General features: G+C 43.5%; 17 protein-coding genes. 6 read left to right on the top strand and 11 right to left on the bottom strand.

Annotated features, from left to right (window positions below):
* Nucleotides 1-202: 202 nt before the first annotated feature.
* Together AC6H1S_RS04020 and AC6H1S_RS04015 are read left to right on the top strand one after the other, a co-directional pair.
* Nucleotides 203-2143 (top strand): tetratricopeptide repeat-containing sensor histidine kinase, encoded by a 1941-nt coding sequence (locus AC6H1S_RS04020; RefSeq protein WP_497565214.1) that lies wholly within the window; start codon nucleotides 203-205, stop codon nucleotides 2141-2143.
* The gene (locus tag AC6H1S_RS04015) at nucleotides 2143-2757 is read left to right on the top strand and encodes a response regulator (protein WP_497565213.1); all 615 of its coding nucleotides are present in this window, start codon (nucleotides 2143-2145) and stop codon (nucleotides 2755-2757) included. The genes AC6H1S_RS04020 and AC6H1S_RS04015 overlap by 1 nt, the downstream gene beginning before the upstream one ends.
* A 27-nt stretch (nucleotides 2758-2784) precedes the next feature.
* Here the strand turns inward: AC6H1S_RS04015 and AC6H1S_RS04010 are convergent, their stop codons facing one another.
* The 3 genes from AC6H1S_RS04010 to AC6H1S_RS04000 all read right to left on the bottom strand — a co-directional run bounded on the left by AC6H1S_RS04010 (nucleotide 2785) and on the right by AC6H1S_RS04000 (nucleotide 7359).
* Nucleotides 2785-4536 carry a S41 family peptidase gene (locus tag AC6H1S_RS04010; protein WP_497565212.1) on the bottom strand — a complete coding sequence of 584 codons (1752 nt, stop codon included), beginning with the start codon at nucleotides 4534-4536 and terminating at the stop codon, nucleotides 2785-2787.
* A gap of 146 nt (nucleotides 4537-4682) precedes the next feature.
* Entirely contained in the window at nucleotides 4683-5417 is a 735-nt protein-coding gene (locus tag AC6H1S_RS04005; protein WP_497565211.1) for a LytR/AlgR family response regulator transcription factor, read from the bottom strand.
* Nucleotides 5410-7359, bottom strand: a complete 1950-nt coding sequence (locus AC6H1S_RS04000) for a sensor histidine kinase (RefSeq protein ID WP_497565210.1) — start codon at nucleotides 7357-7359, stop codon at nucleotides 5410-5412. Before AC6H1S_RS04000 ends, AC6H1S_RS04005 begins: the two co-directional genes overlap by 8 nt.
* Before the next feature lie 271 nt (nucleotides 7360-7630).
* On the opposite strand from AC6H1S_RS04000, the gene AC6H1S_RS03995 reads away from it, so the two are divergent.
* From AC6H1S_RS03995 to AC6H1S_RS03985, 3 genes are all read left to right on the top strand, one after another.
* On the top strand, nucleotides 7631-8131 hold the full coding sequence (locus AC6H1S_RS03995) for a hypothetical protein (protein ID WP_199141528.1): 501 nt from the start codon (nucleotides 7631-7633) through the stop codon (nucleotides 8129-8131).
* A gap of 758 nt (nucleotides 8132-8889) precedes the next feature.
* Nucleotides 8890-9522 carry a response regulator transcription factor gene (locus AC6H1S_RS03990; protein ID WP_199141529.1) on the top strand — a complete coding sequence of 211 codons (633 nt, stop codon included), beginning with the start codon at nucleotides 8890-8892 and terminating at the stop codon, nucleotides 9520-9522.
* Between the two features lie 27 nt (nucleotides 9523-9549).
* Nucleotides 9550-11490 carry a sensor histidine kinase gene (locus AC6H1S_RS03985; RefSeq protein WP_497565209.1) on the top strand — a complete coding sequence of 647 codons (1941 nt, stop codon included), beginning with the start codon at nucleotides 9550-9552 and terminating at the stop codon, nucleotides 11488-11490.
* On the opposite strand, the gene AC6H1S_RS03980 is transcribed toward AC6H1S_RS03985, so the two are convergent.
* The 8 genes from AC6H1S_RS03980 to AC6H1S_RS03945 form a co-directional block, all read right to left on the bottom strand.
* A complete protein-coding gene (locus AC6H1S_RS03980) occupies nucleotides 11487-11738 on the bottom strand; it encodes a hypothetical protein (RefSeq protein WP_199141531.1) in 252 nt (83 codons plus the stop codon). The genes AC6H1S_RS03985 and AC6H1S_RS03980 overlap by 4 nt on opposite strands.
* 19 nt (nucleotides 11739-11757) lie before the next feature.
* Nucleotides 11758-12069, bottom strand: a complete 312-nt coding sequence (locus tag AC6H1S_RS03975) for a hypothetical protein (RefSeq protein WP_497565208.1) — start codon at nucleotides 12067-12069, stop codon at nucleotides 11758-11760.
* 144 nt (nucleotides 12070-12213) lie between these two features.
* The gene (locus tag AC6H1S_RS03970; RefSeq protein ID WP_497565207.1) at nucleotides 12214-12609 is read right to left on the bottom strand and encodes an SET domain-containing protein-lysine N-methyltransferase; all 396 of its coding nucleotides are present in this window, start codon (nucleotides 12607-12609) and stop codon (nucleotides 12214-12216) included.
* A gap of 34 nt (nucleotides 12610-12643) precedes the next feature.
* On the bottom strand, nucleotides 12644-13054 hold the full coding sequence (locus AC6H1S_RS03965; protein ID WP_497565206.1) for an SET domain-containing protein-lysine N-methyltransferase: 411 nt from the start codon (nucleotides 13052-13054) through the stop codon (nucleotides 12644-12646).
* Nucleotides 13054-13527: a hypothetical protein gene (locus AC6H1S_RS03960; protein WP_497565205.1), complete on the bottom strand. Its 474-nt coding sequence runs from the start codon at nucleotides 13525-13527 to the stop codon at nucleotides 13054-13056. The genes AC6H1S_RS03965 and AC6H1S_RS03960 overlap by 1 nt, the downstream gene beginning before the upstream one ends.
* A gap of 53 nt (nucleotides 13528-13580) precedes the next feature.
* Nucleotides 13581-14855, bottom strand: a complete 1275-nt coding sequence (locus AC6H1S_RS03955) for a hypothetical protein (protein ID WP_497565203.1) — start codon at nucleotides 14853-14855, stop codon at nucleotides 13581-13583.
* 255 nt (nucleotides 14856-15110) lie between these two features.
* Nucleotides 15111-15911 (bottom strand): M48 family metallopeptidase, encoded by an 801-nt coding sequence (locus AC6H1S_RS03950; RefSeq protein ID WP_497565202.1) that lies wholly within the window; start codon nucleotides 15909-15911, stop codon nucleotides 15111-15113.
* A 6-nt stretch (nucleotides 15912-15917) separates the two neighbouring features.
* Nucleotides 15918-16277, bottom strand: a complete 360-nt coding sequence (locus tag AC6H1S_RS03945; protein ID WP_199141538.1) for a DUF4870 domain-containing protein — start codon at nucleotides 16275-16277, stop codon at nucleotides 15918-15920.
* Nucleotides 16278-16730: 453 nt separating this feature from the next.
* On the opposite strand from AC6H1S_RS03945, the gene AC6H1S_RS03940 reads away from it, so the two are divergent.
* Nucleotides 16731-16919, top strand: a complete 189-nt coding sequence (locus AC6H1S_RS03940) for a hypothetical protein (protein ID WP_199141539.1) — start codon at nucleotides 16731-16733, stop codon at nucleotides 16917-16919.
* Nucleotides 16920-17916 lie beyond the last annotated feature (997 nt).

Here is a 17916-nt window from a genome sequence, read left to right as displayed (position 1 = left end):
CATACTCGAAAAGAGATAAAACCGCAAGGCTTACATTGCTGTACGGGTGGCGGATTGGTAAAATGAAAATGGAACTTAACTGATTGCCGTCCTTTTTAACGACGGCTTTTTTACCGCAAACCCAAAAAATCATTAAAAAAGATGATGAAAAATACGGCGCCACAATATTTTATTTGCATTGTAGAAAAGCGTAAATTAACGTATGAAAAAATCATTGCTCTTCTTATTAGTAGGTTTCATCAGTTTTGCTGCGCAGGCGCAGACGGCCATGCGTAAAGACAGCTTACTGCAATTGCTCCCCAACGCCAAAGAAGATACCAACAAAGTGCAACTGTATCTGAATATAGGCAACGTATACGAGCTTGACGACACAAAAACCGCTGAAAAATACTATAAAATGGCCGGCGACCTCAGCAAAAGGCTAAATTACAAGAAGGGTATTATCAAATTCATCTCTAATTACACGGGTATTTTAAATGCGAAAGGTGCGCTTGACAGTTCCTTGCTGCTTAACAAGCAGGCCCTTCAAATTGCCAAACAACTTAACGATGCCGTAATTATTGCAAAAACAACGGCTAATGTGGGCAACAGCTTCAACTTTCTGGGCCAATATGAAGACGCCGTCTATTATTATGAAATTGCTAAAAAGAATTTTGACCAAATCAATGACCCGTATTTGGCCGCGCGGATGAACGACCTGATCCAAAATGTATATTTCCATCTGTATCAATATGAAAAAGGGATACAGTATGGCAAAGAGGCTGTTCGTTATTTTAGAACAGCAGGAAAAGAGATAGAGCTGGGGCAAGCCTCGCTCAACTTAGCCAACAACTATCAGTCGCTCAACAATAATGCCTCTGCCTTGACCTGTTATCAAGAAGGGCTTGCCATTTCCAAAAAAACAGGCTACAAAGCCTTGGAACTCGCCTGTCTGATTGGTATCGGCAATATCTATTTTCACCGCTACGATGCCGATGGCATGCGCAAATACCATGAAGCGGCGCTAACGCTCAGCAAGCAACTCAACGACTCGGAAGGCGAAGTCATTGCTGGAAGAGGCATGGCCCTGCACTTCCTCCTCAAAAAAGACTTCAAAACAGCGAAAAGCTATATTTCGGCTTCGCTTAAACTGGCCGACAGCCTTGATTTGAAACAGGAAAAATTTGAAGGTTTAAAGGTGATGTCGGGTATTTTATTCGGCCTGCACGACGTTGTTGCTGCAGAGCAGTATTTAGACAGCGCATCCGCTATCGAAACCAAACTGCGGGGCGAAGAAATCCAGAGCAAAACCTTGTTGCTAGAGAAGAAATTTGAAACAGCAAAAAAAGAAACGCAAATCAAACTCCAACAGGCACAACTCAGGCAAAAGAGCAACCTGATCTATTTCCTGATTGTTGGCGCCATAGCCTTGCTGGTTATTTCGCTGCTGGGCTACCGCAATTACAGGCATCGCCGCAAGCTACAACAAGCAAAAATTGACGAATTAGAAACCGAGAAACAACTCACTGCTACAGAAGCCGTGCTCAAAGGCGAAGAACAGGAACGCACCCGTTTGGCCAAAGACCTGCACGATGGCTTGGGAGGCCTGCTGAGCGGCATCAAATACTCATTAAGTAACATGAAAGGCAACCTGATTTTAACCCCCGACAATGCCCAGGCTTTTGAACGCAGCATGGATATGCTAGACAGCTCTATACGCGAAATGCGCCGCGTAGCCCACAACATGATGCCCGAAATACTGGTGCGATATGGGCTAGACACTGCACTAAAAGAGTTTTGCCACGAAATTAACCAAAGCGGCGTGCTGGCCATAAACTATCAATCGGTTGGCATGAACAAGGCCGCCATTGAACAAACCACTGCCGTGGCTGTTTATCGAATTGTGCAGGAATTGGTCAACAATTCCATTAAGCATGCCTACGCCAAAAACGTACTGGTACAGCTGCACCTGTCAGAACAGGAAAGATTATTGGCTATTACCGTAGAAGATGATGGCAATGGTTTCGACACCGCCACATTAAACGAGGCCACCGGTATGGGCTGGCAGAACATCCAAAACCGGGTCGAGTTTTTAAAAGGCAAGCTCGATGTGCAATCGGCTCCCAACAAGGGTACTTCTGTAATGATTGAAATCGCGATCTGATGAAAGCTGGCATTTTTATAGTTGACGATCATTACATGGTGATCGAGGGCATCCGCTCCTTGCTGCAAAACGAAAAAACCATCGACTGGATGGGCCACGCCACCAACGCAGCCTCCTGTTTGGCTTTTCTCAAGCAGCACCAGCCCGACGTTATCCTCATGGATGTAAACCTGCCCGACAAGAGTGGTACCGATCTTTGCAAAGAGGTACGGCAGCTATATCCGTCGGTACTGGTGTTGGGTTTGAGCACCTTTAATCAGCAAACCATTATTCAAAATATGATGGCCAACGGCGCTTCTGGCTATCTATTGAAAAACGCCACCAAAGAAGAGTTGCTCGAAGCCATTAGCGAGGTGCTGAAAGGCAAAAACTACTTCAGTTTTGAAGCTGCCGTAGCCTTAAGAGAGCCCCAAGAGAAGCATCCGCTCATTACCCGGCGCGAAAAGGAAGTACTGCAACTCATTGCCGAAGGCTTAACCAATGCCGAAATATCGGAAAAGCTCTTCATCAGCATGCCTACGGTAAATACTCATCGCAAAAGCCTGCTCGAAAAATTCGAAGTCAAGAATACAGCTACGCTGATAGGTAAAGCCATCAAAATTGGCTTGCTCTAATATGTTGGCTTTGTTTGTGTGCCGGAATTATTTATCGGCCATCGAAATCGCCTTTTCCAACACTTCGTCTTTTCCCTTTTTAATGCCGTCTACGCTTGGCTTTACCACAAGATTAGGCACGATGCCAATTCTTTGCGTTTCTTTTCCATCGGGATAATAAACCCCGATTTGGGTAAAACTGGCAGCCAAGCCGCCCGGAAAAGCAACAGCCATACCCACACTTCCGTCGGCGCCAGCCGTTTGGCTGCCCATAATGGTGGTATTTGGCCTGGTACTTAAAGCCATAGCCGATAGCTCGGCCAAGCTTTGGGTTTCTTCATTAACCAAAACAATTAGTTTTCCCTTGTAGTTATCGGTCCTTTCCTCGCCTATCCGCAGGTTTTTCATGTATTCGTCAGGCATGTACGTGAAAAGTCCTGGTGTTTCCGTACTGCCACCCGTATACCTGGCAATATCCATAGGCTTAGCAAACAGGTATTTACCAATTTCCCATACAAACGCCGATTCTTTCGGGTAGGTACGCAAATCGATGATCATGGCTTTGGTTTTCATGGCCAATGGCATGACCTGAGCCAACTGTTTAAGGCCTAACCTTTCGGGATTGAAATAAGCAATGTTGGTATTGATGATTTTAAAACCGCTATCTGCAGGTAGCGGTTTTTTGTAATTGGTTTTATTAACCGAAAAACATTTGAGACTGGTGCTTTCCATTTGGCCATCGCGCAGGTAAGTTACCTGCATCAGGGTATCATTGGTCCTCATCAGCCGACTGGTCAGTTTCCTGAGCTGGGTGGGATAATTCGAGGCGATTGCATAAGGCAGCTTGTCTTTTAAGAGCTGTTCTACCGGAACATTGTTGATGCTTTTTATCACATCTCCCCTTTTTAGCGTATTGATACCCACTACTTCGTCGTTGCTGTAGCTCACCACTGGCTTGTTGTCAACAAAAACAATTTCGATATTAGGCATCAAGCCGCCATAAAATGTTTTGAGCGCACTATCATAAGGCGAAACATCGGTATGCGAATCCTTAATCTCTCCAACGTACTCTACCACTGCAAGCTTGTAGCTCAATTCGTCTTTGGCCGCGATAATTTTGGGAATGTATTCGTTCAGCACATTGCCCCAAGGCTTATCTGTTAAATTTTTATAAGGCGCAAAATATTCAAAAATGCTCCAGAACCTGAATAGGCCCAGCAACCTGTAACCCGCATCTGGATATTTAAAACTGGCATATGGTGCTTCGTTCTTAAAAATGGCCACCGGTGTTTCGGCATCGTACAATTTCACATAGTAGCTTTCTTCGGTCCTGTCGGCAGTTTTAATGGCATTCAATTGCTCAATAAGGGGCTTGCTTAAACCCGAAGTCTTAAACCAATCGAAATTAGGCCTGTATTTGATTTGCCTGGCATCAATCACTCGGGGTGCAGCCGTTTTAAAAGCACCCAAACCGGCTATCCATTGATGCAGTATTTCGTTTCTATCAGCATTCGTTTTAACCGCCAATATTTTGGGCATGATCCTGAAAAGTTCGAAATCCCAATTGTAATTGCCTTGGGCAATTGCCGGATGATGGTATTTTAAAAAGCCCCATAGCTTGCCCAGCAACGCCAAATTGCTGGTTTGGGCGGGGGTTAGCGTATTGATGGCAATGGCAGAACCTGCCACAAATTCCTTGTCAAAAGCCGCCTTTTTAGCCTTGTCGTTGGCAACAGGCTGTTGGGCATTTACCTTAAATACAATCAAAAAAGCGAAGAGAGCTAAAAAAATCTTTTTCATCCTAAAATTATCTCCTGTTAAAAAACTTGCCTAAAAGTAAGCCCGCCCAACTTAAAACAAACTTTAAAATTGATATCCGCAAGGATTGGATTAATATCCGTTGAAAGGAATAGCATTTGCCAAAGGCCAGAGGCAGGCTAAGAAGGCTAAGATCTTGGATAAGCCTTCAGTAGTTCGCGTATATCTTTGAGCTTTCTAACAGATACCGGAATTTTGATACCGTTGGTCAACATAATCGTATTGCCTTTGGTTAAGCTGAGGATATGCTGCAGGTTAATGATATAGGATTGATGGCAGCGCACAAAAAGGGAGCTTGGCAATATGGCCTCGTAATGCTTCAGGATTTTCGACACAACGATTTCCTTGCCGTCTTTCAGGAAAAAGGTGGTATAGCCCCCGTCGGATTTACAATAAACCAGGTCTTTATAATCGACCAAATAGATGTTGTTTAGCGTGCTTAGGGTAATCTTGCTAGAATCTCCGGTAAAATTATTCACGGCCCCCTTTATTTGTAGGGCATGGAGGGCATTTCTTTTGAGCGCCTTTTCAATGGCCACTTCAAACTCGTCGTCGATAAGGGGTTTCAACAGGTAATCGATTGCGCCGGCTTTTAGCGCCCTAATGGCATATTCGTCAAAACTGGTCATAATGATCACGGCGAAATCAGGATCTTCAAATTTCTCAAGCAAATCGAAACCTGTGCCGTCTGTTAGCTGTACATCGAGCAAAATTACATCAGGTTTGTGCTTAATGATGGCCGGATAAGCGGTGCTGATGTCGCGACATTCGGCTACGATGCCTACATCTTTTCGCTTTTCGAGCAAAATACGGCAAACTGCGCCTACATGGGGCTCGTCGTCAATCAGTACAATCTTAGTCATAAGCTGTTATAAACGGGATTATCAACTTTACGGTCAGGCCTGGTTGGCCGTTGCGGCGTGGTTCTATTACCAGGGATGATTTGATCTTATGCTGCTTATTCAACAAAGCTAAGCGTTCTTTGATGATTTGAATAGAAAATGATTTTTTGGTTGGCTGTTGTACCTTATCCTGCAGGCCGATGCCATTATCTATAATTTCGCAGCTTAGGCAACGCTGTTCCAATGCCATTTTAATTGTTAGCAAACCTTTATAAGCTATGGGCTTAAAAGCATGCTCAATGGCGTTTTCAAGCAGAGGCTGCAACAGCATATTGGGGATTTTGATCTCCTCGGCCATTGCCTCAACTTCCTCAGACAGGCTAAATTGATAGTCGAATTTATCTGCCACCCGCAGTTGCTGCAGTTCGATATATTTTTGCAGGATATCTAGTTCGTCGCTCAAATAAATAAACTTGTTTCTTGAATTTTCAAGGATCAGCCTGTTGAGCACGGCATATTTGTTAAGGTAAGCAACAGCCAGCTTGGTTTCGCCATCGTAAATCTGCCGCTGTATGGCGCTTAGCGAGTTCGAAATAAAATGAGGGCTCATTTGTGCAAGCCTTAAGCGTTCTTCCAGATCGATGGCTACATATTTTTCCTTAAGCCTTAATTGATAATAATAAAAAAAGATGCCGGCTATCACCAAAAGGAACATGGCCGAAAGCACAATTGTTCTTTGTTTAATAACGGTCGACTTCAGTTTATTGGCCAAAGCCAGTTTTTCAATCTTATCGTCTTGCGCCTTTACCTGGTACCTGATTTCGGCATTCTTAATGGCGATGGCTTTTTGTTTGTTGTAATTTTCTTTAAGGAACTGTTGATAGGCGGTGGCCAATGGCGCTATATCTTTATCTTTTTTTGTCCGCACGGCAAAATCAAGCAGCTCTGTGATTACCTTTTCCTTATTCTCGTAGTTGGTAGCCGTTTCTATGAAAAAGTAACGCTTGGCGTGCTCATAATATGTGCTGGCCTTTTTCTCGTTGCCTTGTTGCTCATAATCAAGGGCTAATTGGGTGGCTATATCATTGTTTTCTATCAGCCAGCCCTCGTGTTTTAACATAGCAAAACTCTTTTCGGCAAAGAAGATGGCACTATCCAATTGATGTTGGCGCCTACTGATTTTGCTTTGCAGCCGAAGGTAGGCCATGTCCAAGTTGTTGTTCATCATTTGCTTTACGCCGGCGTCCATTTTGTCATTGGCCAAGCTGTAGCGTTTAGATTTCGCGATATAAAACAATGCGCTATCTACTTGACCTGTTTTTTCGTAAAGATCGGCGATTTTGTAACTGGTACTCTTAAAAATCGCATTTCTATTTTGCTGGACCGGGATAGGCAACCGAAGTATTTTAAACAAAAAGTACCTGCTCTTTTGATATTCCTTGTCGAGCGACAGGATGTAGGCGTAATTGTAATAAACTTTATTCGCCAAAAGGAATGAGCTGCTATCGATTTGTTGACCCGACGACAGGTTTGCAACTACATATTCGGCCTCTTTAATGTAATTGATTGCCTTTTGGTTATCGCCAAGAATGGCATACAAGTAAGAAAGATCGGTAAGTACCGTAATGTACTCTTCTTCGGCATATTGACGGTGCTCCTTAAAAAAAGCATAGGCGATATTGCTGCAGCGCAATGCCTTATCCAGCTGTTCGAGCGAAAGGTAATAATTATGCTTGTAAAGATTGATAAATGCAATAGCCAGCGAGTCTTTAGGATATTTTTTTTCGGCACTATCCAATAAGCGGATTCCTTTTTTGCAGTTGGCGATATTGATTTCGGCCCCGGCAGTTTTTTCGAGAAGCAAACCGAGTTCTTTGGGCAACTGATCCCTGAGTGGCTTGTTCGCAATCGCAGTATTTTTGTTGTTGCAAGAAAACAGTCCTGTAACTAGCACTAAAATCATGAAGGAGCTATATATCTTTCTTCCCATAGGCAAATAGACCATCCTGCTGTCTGTTTATTGCAATAATACATTTTTTGGACTTAAAGTCTCCAGGCTTGGCTTTAAATATCGGTTATTACCGGAAACAAGAAACGGATATTGATTAGATCAATGCGAATATCAACTCTATAAGTCTATTTCGCGGGGGAATGTTCAATTTTAATAGCGGCCAGCAGATTCAAAGCGTACAAATAACTTGATTATACCATTTACCGTTAAACAACTTAAGCAAATGAAAAACCTACTGCGATACGGATTAGCCATAACAGCAATGGCCATTATATTTTTGGGGCAAACTGGGTGTCAATCTTTTTCAGATCCAGGCGAAAAAGGGGAAGTGGTGAGCACCAGCCAGTTTCAGGAACTTAAAAAACAAAAAACAAGCGATGGGAAACGCGTAGCCGTTATCGGCAAGGTAACGGTAGCCAATTCAAACCTTACGCTAAAGATGGGCAGCCCAACCAGCATGACCGTTGATGACCAGGATGGCCAACTGATTGATTTCTTTGATTTGTACCACGGAAAAGGCAAGAACGAGTTTTACCTGCCTGCCGATTTTACGCCAAAAGACCTCGTACTATACGATAACGAAGGAAAACCACACCATTATGATGAAAGCATTCAGCTTTCGTTTACCATGAAAAGGGTAACAGCAGTTCGGCCCGAACAAGATCCCCTTACCGGCGCCTATGTTTGGAAGTACGAACAGCTCAGGATAGATCCGGCGAAGTAGGATTTATTTCCTGTTTCAGGCATTCCAAATGGGCTCTCAGGCTTTCCTCTCCAATTGCATCTAGCAATTCGGTTATGCCATAATAGTCGATTGCAGCAATAATATCGACATGGGCAAGCAACTGATCGTGGGCTGTAGCACAAGCATTAAATTGATGCATGGACGAAGCCAGGTCAACACAACTTGGCTCAACACTTTTTAACGTAAATCTCATACTCGTCTTTCCAATGCTCTAAAGCTTGTTTAAATGGCCATGCAGGCAAAAACAAAGAAACATCCCTATTATACGTTGCATTCTGCCCGACATGGCCAATTTCTTATGATTTTGGTTCTCTTCAATTCGGTTCAACCGATGCAGCACCCAGCTTTACCTTTGCCATGCTTGTTGCTGAACAACTAAAATTAACATCGAAAGCATGAAGCAACCCAACCACTTGAGCATTATAACAAAATCATGTGATGGCATTTAACCATATAGCAATAAATTGCTGCCTGCTGGTTAAAAATGGTTGCCTGAATTGATGTAGCTGGCTAACCTCCATCTAAAAGGTGGCAAAACAAGATTTACTTTCATATTTTGTTGACGCATTAAAGCAAAAGCGAACAATTTATATGGCAAAAGCGATTTGGATTTAGCCTAACAATAGCTAAAATTTGCTATTATATAACTTCAATATCGCATGAATTAGCTATTATTATCATGATACCCTAACTGGCCACGAATCTAACCCTGTACTTTTGCTATATTCATCCCGTTTATGAAAAAAAGTGACGCTATCGCAATTGCCTTTGACGACCATCTCTTGTTTGCGGACTCCTTTTCGGCACTTATTGAACGGCTTGAGCTTTTTCGTGCTGTACATACCATTAGCGAAGAACGCGAGCTGATTAATTTCCTGATCAGGCATTCGCAATCGCCCATTTATCTCTTTTTAGACTATTACCTCAAAAACAAAAACGGCCTTCCGCTTATTAACGAAGCCCGGCGATTAAACAAGCAGATGACCATCATTGTAGTGAGCTCTGTTACCAGCCCGGTTGCCATTACGAATATCCTCAGCTACAACCCGCATGGTTTGGTCAGCAAATCAGCTGGTTTTAACACCATACTAGAGTGTTTAACAGTAATTGATGAGGGTAGCCAGTACATTTCTCCAATTCTGAGCAACATCATTTCGAATGTAGACCTATCCAAAAAAATACTGTTTACTGGACGCGAGCTCGAGGTACTGCAGCATTTTGCACAAGGATTGTCAATTGCCCAAACCGCAGAAAAAACACACCTCAGCAAGCACACCATTGTAGCCCACCGCCGGAAGATGATGGCAAAGGCAAACGTCAATTCCATTACCGAGCTGTTGTCTTATGCGCGTGAACAAGAACTCATATGATGCCGCCACTTTAAATCTCCCTCTCTAATGAATACCTGCTCCTGCTTTTCTAAAAGCCTTTTTCATGGCCTAACCGTATTTTATCTGCTCTTAGGCAATCTAACAGCCGTTGGCCAAACCAAAACCAATGCCGTAAAAGAATTCGATAAGCTAAATCAGGCTTACCATTCGGGACACTTATTGGCCGCGCAATATTTCCTCAAGGCCGATTCGCTAACCCATCAGTTATTGTCGGAAGGAAAGCACTTTGAAACCAAAGAGCTGGTTGGCCTGCTCGGGCTGTACGAAGACCTTGCCTGGAGCAAAGACGAGTACCGCCGTGCCCGGATCAGTTATTATTTCCTTTTTTTCAACAATGCACGCATCTTTAAAAAGAAAGGCGCTTCGATGTACTATGCCGAAAAAATCACGGCAGAATACAAAAAGAATGGCGAAAAGCATCCTTTGGTTGAACAATTGCAAAAATGCAAAATATACCAGGAGCAAAGGCTGTACAACAAGGTTATCGAGCTGTACAAAAAAGAGAAAAGCTATTTGGAAACCCTGCCTTTGTTGTTGCAGCGCCGTGTAGTAGACGAAGCAGTTGGATTAAACGCCATGTATATTTTGTCGCCCACCCTGATGGGCTACATCAAGATGAACGACACCACAGCGGTACGCCAAACCGCACAATTGGCCATACAAATCGGCACCGCCATTCAGCACAAATATCCGATCAAAAGAAGCCAGATGCTTTACAACGATTTGTTGCTGATCGACATCGAGCATTCGGTAGCCAATTTCGAACACCGGTACGATGACGCAAAAAACCTGCTCAACCGCATGCAAAACCTGAAAGTTACCTATCGAGACCAGGCAACAAACTTTATCGACATCAACGTAGCGCGATTGCGGATAGAAAACTACCTTAACCTCAAAAACCCAGACAGCCTTAGCGTTTATATCGCGAAATACGAATCCTCGCCTAATTTTGGCCAAAGCCAAAGTGCAGACCTCGACGAATACAAAGCCAAACTTCAACACCTTAAAGGCAATGACAAGGGGGCCTATGATTACCTTACCAATGCCCTGAAGCACGAAAGAGATTTGCAGGCCAGCCTCATGACAGAATCAAGCGACCTGCTTTATGCCTACACACAGGCCGAGCATAGCCACATCGCCTTGCAAAAGACCGAGCAAATTAAACAGCAGCGGACTTTTTGGCTAGTACTGATTTCTGTAGCCGCCTCAGCGCTTATCCTTGCCATTTACCTCATTATGATTTACAGAAGCCGGAAAGCAAGGGTACAGGTAGAAGCCCTTAACCAGGTGGCCAATATGCAGGTTATTGCCATGGAAGAAGTAAAATATCAGGCCGTAAAGGAAGAGCAGCAACGACTGGGGCAAGACCTGCACGACGGCCTTTCTTCTGCCATGGCCGCTTTTAAGAACCAGCTCGAAGTGCTGTCGATGGATATTGAAGATATTTCCTTAAGAAATAAATTCATGGCGCTTCATGTAGCGATGACCAAAACCTATGAAACCGTAAGGAACAAGAGCCATGAATGGTTCAGTGCAGCCGATACGCAACGGGAACTGTCTTTCGAAAAGCAGATCAAAATGCTGACTGATGGTTCCCTGCCTGATAGTCGTTATCAGAAAACCATCCACATCGACGATAGCTCGCTCACAGGTATAGGGCCAGATACACGGATTACCCTGCTGCGCATCATTCAAGAAGCCGTGACCAACATCATCAAGCATGCCAAAGCCAAAAGCGTAGAAATCCTGATTTATGAAGAAGCCGGACACCTCATACTGACCGTTAACGACGACGGCATTGGCCTGGCTGAACAAAAATCTGGCAAGTCGAATCTGGGCTTGGAGTCTATCCGCAGGCGTACCAAATACCTAAACGGGGAATTGAAAATCAATTCTGGTGCGAAAGGAACCGAAATCACGATATCCATTCCAATCGTATTGGCTTAATTTGAATGTACCGGAGCAATCTTGGCCGTTTTTGCGGTCGCTGGAGCAACCTTCGAAACGGGCGCATATTTAATGGCGGGAACAATTTTGGCTTCCTTTTTAGCCGGTACATTATTCGGTTGCTTGTCTATGCTTTTAACAAGCGTATCAGCTTTTGGCTTTGCTGTTTCTTTTTGCACATTTGCTTTTTGTGCCTTAACGCCGGTTACAATTAACAGGGCACTTAAGAGGGTGAAGATTTTTTTCATGACTTCTTGCTTTTGATTTTTATTGTTCTTTACTGCCGGGCTTGGTTGCGGTTTTATTCGTATCGGGAACTACCGGCGGAATAGAATCAGTGACTTTCTTATTTTTCTTTTTGAACAGACTGTTCAATTTTTCTTCGGCTTTGCTTAAGGCCTTGTCTGTCGCTTTGTCGGCCGTTTTATTTACGGCTTTATCCACCACCTTGTCGGTCGAGCGGTCAACCGAAGTGCCTAAAGCTGTTTTTGCTTTTTCTTTGAGTTTGCTCAAAAATTGTGCTTGCGCTACCCCTCCTACACCCAAGGTGAAGAAAAAGATAAAGATTACTTTTTTCATCTGTTTAAATTTTTGGTAAGTGATGAAACCTCCAGATTTATCCATCCCGCTTTCGGTCAGAAAATCTGGGGTCTTAATTTTTCCTAAGTAAAAGTAACCCAGATAGGTATGCAGGTCAATCGTTAAAAAAGATGATTTTTTTGATTAAATCGGAACGATATTCCTGTCTATAAACCACTTGTTGTAATCTATGCCGTATTCGCCACCATAATTAATACATATTTCGGTATGCGCCCCGATGTTTTCGCGAGCGGTAAATACCAGCTGCTTTGCTTCCCTGTTAAGCAAATACACCGCATTGGGAAATTGCCTATGGTTGTACATGGAGCCGAAGCCCATGGCGAGCGACAGCGTATGTTCTTCCTTATTGAAATAAAAGCTGTAATCCATCATGGCGGTGGCGCTCAGCGGGGCAAATTCTTCGGCAGGGATGATGATAACCGGACAAACTTCTATAACTTCTCCTTCGGTAAGGTCTGTATGGCAAAAAACGCCCCTGCCCTTTCCTTTTATGTTTTTTAAGTACAACCGTCTTTCCATCGATTTATCAAATTGTTTTATCGATTAGGGTTTGTCATTGATCCGGATTGGGAAAATAAACCTCCCGCTGATCGTTTGGCCTGCCGTTATAGTTTATGGTTATTTCGCAGCCCTGCTCAATGGTTCGATAAGCATAAATATTCAGTGTATTCCTCCGTTGCGAAAAGGTGTAAAAGGCATTTGCCATGGCCGAATGATTGTAAAACGAAGCATAACCAAAACCAAATGCAGCGGGCCTATCAGGCTTGCCTAACAAAAAATAGTAATGAAAAAGTTTGGTAAACCGTAGGGTTTCTTTTTCATGGGCGTCCAAGAAAACAACGGGTGCCTGTTCTATCAGGCTCCCTTTCCTTATGCTGCTTTTGGCAAATACACCACGGCCGTGAAGCGGGCTTTCCTTTACTTCAATCTGCTGTGGCTGATCAATCCTGTGCGTGAAGAACATTAGTTTCCTTTATGCTGTGTATTGGCATTTTTGGCCGCTCTTTCTTTGGCTGCCTTAGCTTCAGCTTCCTGTTTAGGGTCGGTAGCCGTTGCTTTTGGATCTTTTGCAGGAGTTGCTTTCGGATCGTCATGTTGCGCAAGTTTGGCATCTTTCGCCGCTCTTGCCGCCGCTGCCTTGGCGGCCTCTTCCGCTTTAAGATCGGTACGTTCGGCCTTTGGATCTTTTGCAGGAACTGCTTTCGGATCGTCATGCTGCGCAAGTTTGGCTTCTTTGGCCGCCCTAGCTGCCGCTGCCTTGGCGGCCTCTTCTGCTTTAAGATCGGTACGTTCGGCCTTCGGGTCTTTTGACGAAGTTGCAGGAACAGCAGTTTGGCTGCTGCCCGGATTTACTGTTTCTTTTTTGACCACGGTGGTTTGCGCCTTAACTGCCGTTACAAACAGCAAGGAACCTAAGATGGAAAAGATTTTTTTCATGACAATTTAATTGATATGGTGTATGCTAAACAACAAGCCTCTATTTTACAGGCCTATTCCAGCAAATTCCTCACGGCATCGAAGTCGAAATTTTTGGTAAAATTCTCTACCAGGCTTTGCCCAAGAGGAGTTTTGACGTACCTGTAGGTCAATTCGATCAGGTACGGCTTTGCTGGATTTTTTTCTGAGCCCTTGAAATAGTCAGGGTTGTATCGGTAGAGCGTAATCCCATTTTTATTGTCCCAAAAGCCACTAAAAGTGAACGACCCTGTTTTTTGTGCATCTTCTTTGGTATCGGCGTTGTAGGTATCAACCGATACATTATCGTTAGGACCGGGTCCGTAGCTGTTTTTCCAGGTAAAGGTTTCTGCCTTGGGCTTTACCACTGCTGGCTGCGCCAACCAGGTGGCTGTATTTTCTTTCAGGGCCTTTTGTACAAGCGCTTTTTTGGCTTCTATTTTTTGTTGCCAATCAGGATATTTGGCCTTTTTTATCAACAGGTTTCGTTTGCCGTCTTCATACAACCGAGGGTATTTCTGGGGATTTTTCATCATCCCTGCAGATTCGGCTTCGATTGCCTTGATTTTATCGGCAATCAACAACCCTTCCCTTTGGTAATACACCAACAAGGCTTCGAGGTACGCTTTGCGCGTAACCGGAATGAACAATAAAGCACCAGGCTTTGTATAATACCAATGGCGGGTCATGTACACGCTGCGATTGCCTTGTTTTACAGTGCTTTCGGGCACATCCTGATAAAAGCCTTTACTGTTATTGATATTTTTGGAGGCATCCATTTTGATGAAATCGTATAGTGCGATGAACTTGCCATTGTATTTTTGGGGCGTTTCATAGTAATAGGCCTCGTCGCCAAAAGAAAAAGCATTTTCTATTCCGGTATAACGGTTAACGTATGCACGAAAAACATTTTCGTATTCGCTGTTTACCAACATTTTATTTTTGACACAGATGTATTCGTAGCAGCCCATATTAAGGTCGTAGCTTGCCAAGGGATAGTTGCCCGCCAACGCGGTTGGGGTATTACCCGAAAAAGTGGTTTTGAGCACGCAGCCTTCGAGTTTATAATTGGCACGGCTTTGTTTTTCGAGCGTTTCAATTTGGGTGAGCGTGGCATTGGCCACCATTTTATTGGCCGCTGTACCCAATGCATCGAACCAATGTGCCTTTTGCTGGGGCGATTCGCAATGAGCCGCATCAATATGTTTTCCAGGCAGGGCCTCCAGGTCTTTTGACGATTTGCAATCCTGGGCATTTGTCGGCTGGATAGATGCCAGGGAGGCCATTGCCATCAAAAATAGGTATTTCATAAACTACCGGATTAAAATTGTTTTATTCCTGATAAAATTAGGTTGGCCAGACAAACTTGGCAATCATTAAAAAAGATGGTTTTTTATTTCTCCAATCTTAGTTCATCAGCCACCCCTGTATTGACCGGAGCATTAACAGGCAAATATCAACAACCGATGTTTTTAGGGTTTGATTTTCACATTAGCGTTATTGTTCCTTATGCTTTATTCGACCGACTTCGGTAAGGTTAAAAGGCTCTGCAACAGATGTTAAGGCTAATGGTAGTATTTGTTTTTAATTTCGGGAATTAAAGCCGTGAGTTTTTTGATCCTCGTTTCGTCAGAAGGGTGTGTAGACAGAAATTCGGGTACTTTGTTTTGGTTAGCCGCATTCATACGCCGCCAAAAAGGAATAGCTTCGTCGGGGTCATAGCCCGCCATCGCGGCAAATATTAAACCCAATCGATCCGCTTCGCTTTCCTGCAGGCGACTGTTGGGCAATGCCAGCGCAAGGTTAGAGCTTACCAGATACAGCCCGAGAAACAGCGCCTGTGTTTGCTGTTTCTTTTCCTTCATGGCTTCCTGCAGTATCATGCCGCCCAGGCTAATCAGTAGGCCCTGGCTCATGCGTTCGTTGCCATGGCGTGCAATGGCATGCGCAATTTCATGGCCCATCACCACAGCCAGTGCATTTTCGTTTTGCGTGTACGGCAACAATCCGGTATACACCACCACTTTGCCACCAGGCATGCACCAGGCATTTACGGTAGCGGCATCGATGGTATGGTAATCCCATTTAAAATTTTGAAAGTCTTTACCCAGGTTGTTTTCCTGCATATATTTTTCTACCGCCTGCTGGATTTTTGTGCCTACATGGGTTACCAGCTGGGCTCTTTCGTCGTGCGAAGAAAGGGTGGCACTGCTTTTTACCACCGAATCGTATTGCGTTAAGGCCATAGCCGTTATCATGGCATCGGGCACCAGGTTGATTTGCTTCCTACCGGTAATGGGTATGGTTTTGCAAGCCAAAAATCCGGTTGCAAGCCATGCCAAAACCAAGAATAGGGGCTTTTTCATCAATAGTTATCTGATTCCTTTAAACAAATCCTGGGCTTTGTTGCCGAATATGGGCAATGGCTTTTCTTCGCCATTAACCGCACTAATGAGCGCAAAAACCCAAAGCACCAAAAAACCCAACAGAACGAGGCCAAGGGATATGGAGATGATATGCCCCAGGTATGGGATAAAAGCAACCAGCAGCTGGACGATACAAACCCCAAATGCACAAAGCATCAAAAACAGGGATTGCCTGATATGGAACAAGGCTAACTGACTTTTATTTTTACTCAACTGAACGTAGGCTATAATCCATCCGATAATGGTGATGTAGCTGATAATTGCCATGGTTTTCTCGTCCATTTCCTGTGTCTGCTCTGTATTCATTGCTTAAATATTATGGTGAAAATGAAATTTACAAGGTAAAAGTAGCCTAGAACAAGAGGCGCATCAATCGTTAAAAAAGATGATTTTGTAGGCTGTTGGGGAGCATCAAAAAAAGGATGGAGAATATGAAGCGCTAAAATTTATGCCATTGATAAATAAAAGGGGCTGCGCTGCTATTTCAGTTGGTGAGAACATGGCTTCCAAAAGCTATTTTTATAGACAGCGAAACGGATAATTGCAAGAAGCCTAAGTCTTTTAAAGAAGGTAAGCCCTCATGGAGTTGATCAATATTGCTATAAAAGCGCCCCGACATCTTTACATTACCTTGTCATCCCTTACCAAATACAACGGAAATACCTTTGCAGATTGATACTATTCTTATCCGAATTACAATATATCCCAGAAACATTTTGTGTACATTTATGTTAATAGTTTAACTTATTCTCAATTGACATGGAAAGATCAGAAATCATAGCGCTGCTCGAAGTAATCAATCAACAGGTAAGTTCATCCATACTGGGCGGCATGGAAGAAGAGTATGAAGAACTTGAAAGTATGGGCCTGATCACGATCGACCGCAAGTCTGTACAATGGTCTGCGGCAATGACCCCTGAAGGAAATGCCTATCTGGGGCATGATTAGCCCATCGCTAGTTATCGTTGCAATAGTTTGCAAATTCAATAGGAAATGTCAATCGATTTTGGAGCAGGTATAGGCACGGCTCTTAACTGTAGTCAATTTTCGTATACCTAAGACTTCATCTGGATTCGGCTATATTTAGCTATCTTAAAAAAAACCGGCATCCGCAAAAGCTTCAGCCTATCTCCTTCTCCAGCTAACATATTGCAAAAGCAACTGAACCGTCCAACGACAAAAAAGCAAGGAGACCTTAACGGGAAGTCGAACACCTTAAAAACATCCAACAATAATACAGACACGTTTTTCCAGTCATACCTGGCGAAATCCTAAAGGCTTTGGCACAAGAATCGAAACATGTTCCAGAAGGACAAAACCTTCTCAATGCCAGTTGCTTAAGGGCATAAAAAAACGAAACACCGCTAATGCGGTGTTTCGTTAAGTGGACTTGACTGTCCATACTTCGAATCGATTTGTCGAGGATCTTTCAAAAATCGCATCAATTAATACAGAACTAGCTAAAGAAGATATATTGCCTTCTTCAAAGCGAAAGCCGGCATATTTGACAATCGAGTATCAGAAAAAGAAAGTCTCCAAAAGCACTAAACGGCCAAAGCTTTAGAAAGTTAAACTCCATTGGCAAACTATTAGAAGATACCTGAAATTAATCTTCGAATGGTAACGTTTTCTAATTCCGCTTTTAAAGGCAATTCGTTATCTCTATCCCGTTTCCAATGCATGCCATCACGCTATTGCACTAAAGTATATTGTCGCTCCGTATCACAAAAAGATGGTCCGGAAAAATACTGGCCCGAATCAGATGTATTTAATTTTTCGGGCTCCGTTTCTTCGAGAAGAATTCGACTGGCTTTAAAATATAGCCAAACCCTCTACACTCAATACGACACACAAGCTCTGTCGTCAGGCTGTTTTTCCATTGCAATACTATTTTCAGGTCCAGGCCATACAACATTTCGGTATTATTAGGTGCAATTAGTCGAAA

The organism is Pedobacter sp. TM02, assembly GCF_059705275.1.
Note: the sequence above shows the minus strand (reverse complement) of the source record. Positions and strands in the feature narration are given on the sequence as shown.

Excerpts from the sequence above, each read along its gene's own strand:
- AC6H1S_RS03940 (WP_199141539.1), top strand. The coding sequence starts at position 16,731 with ATGGAAAGATCAGAAATCATAGCGCTGCTCGAAGTAATCAATCAACAG.
- AC6H1S_RS04000 (WP_497565210.1), bottom strand. The coding sequence starts at position 7,359 with ATGATTTTAGTGCTAGTTACAGGACTGTTTTCTTGCAACAACAAAAAT.
- AC6H1S_RS03995 (WP_199141528.1), top strand. The coding sequence starts at position 7,631 with ATGAAAAACCTACTGCGATACGGATTAGCCATAACAGCAATGGCCATT.
- AC6H1S_RS03985 (WP_497565209.1), top strand. The coding sequence starts at position 9,550 with ATGAATACCTGCTCCTGCTTTTCTAAAAGCCTTTTTCATGGCCTAACC.
- AC6H1S_RS03965 (WP_497565206.1), bottom strand. The coding sequence starts at position 13,054 with ATGTTCTTCACGCACAGGATTGATCAGCCACAGCAGATTGAAGTAAAG.
- AC6H1S_RS03945 (WP_199141538.1), bottom strand. The coding sequence starts at position 16,277 with ATGAATACAGAGCAGACACAGGAAATGGACGAGAAAACCATGGCAATT.
- AC6H1S_RS04010 (WP_497565212.1), bottom strand. The coding sequence starts at position 4,536 with ATGAAAAAGATTTTTTTAGCTCTCTTCGCTTTTTTGATTGTATTTAAG.
- AC6H1S_RS03980 (WP_199141531.1), bottom strand. The coding sequence starts at position 11,738 with ATGAAAAAAATCTTCACCCTCTTAAGTGCCCTGTTAATTGTAACCGGC.
- AC6H1S_RS03960 (WP_497565205.1), bottom strand. The coding sequence starts at position 13,527 with ATGAAAAAAATCTTTTCCATCTTAGGTTCCTTGCTGTTTGTAACGGCA.
- AC6H1S_RS04015 (WP_497565213.1), top strand. The coding sequence starts at position 2,143 with ATGAAAGCTGGCATTTTTATAGTTGACGATCATTACATGGTGATCGAG.
- AC6H1S_RS03990 (WP_199141529.1), top strand. The coding sequence starts at position 8,890 with ATGAAAAAAAGTGACGCTATCGCAATTGCCTTTGACGACCATCTCTTG.
- AC6H1S_RS03975 (WP_497565208.1), bottom strand. The coding sequence starts at position 12,069 with ATGAAAAAAGTAATCTTTATCTTTTTCTTCACCTTGGGTGTAGGAGGG.
- AC6H1S_RS04020 (WP_497565214.1), top strand. The coding sequence starts at position 203 with ATGAAAAAATCATTGCTCTTCTTATTAGTAGGTTTCATCAGTTTTGCT.
- AC6H1S_RS03955 (WP_497565203.1), bottom strand. The coding sequence starts at position 14,855 with ATGAAATACCTATTTTTGATGGCAATGGCCTCCCTGGCATCTATCCAG.
- AC6H1S_RS03970 (WP_497565207.1), bottom strand. The coding sequence starts at position 12,609 with ATGGAAAGACGGTTGTACTTAAAAAACATAAAAGGAAAGGGCAGGGGC.
- AC6H1S_RS03950 (WP_497565202.1), bottom strand. The coding sequence starts at position 15,911 with ATGAAAAAGCCCCTATTCTTGGTTTTGGCATGGCTTGCAACCGGATTT.
- AC6H1S_RS04005 (WP_497565211.1), bottom strand. The coding sequence starts at position 5,417 with ATGACTAAGATTGTACTGATTGACGACGAGCCCCATGTAGGCGCAGTT.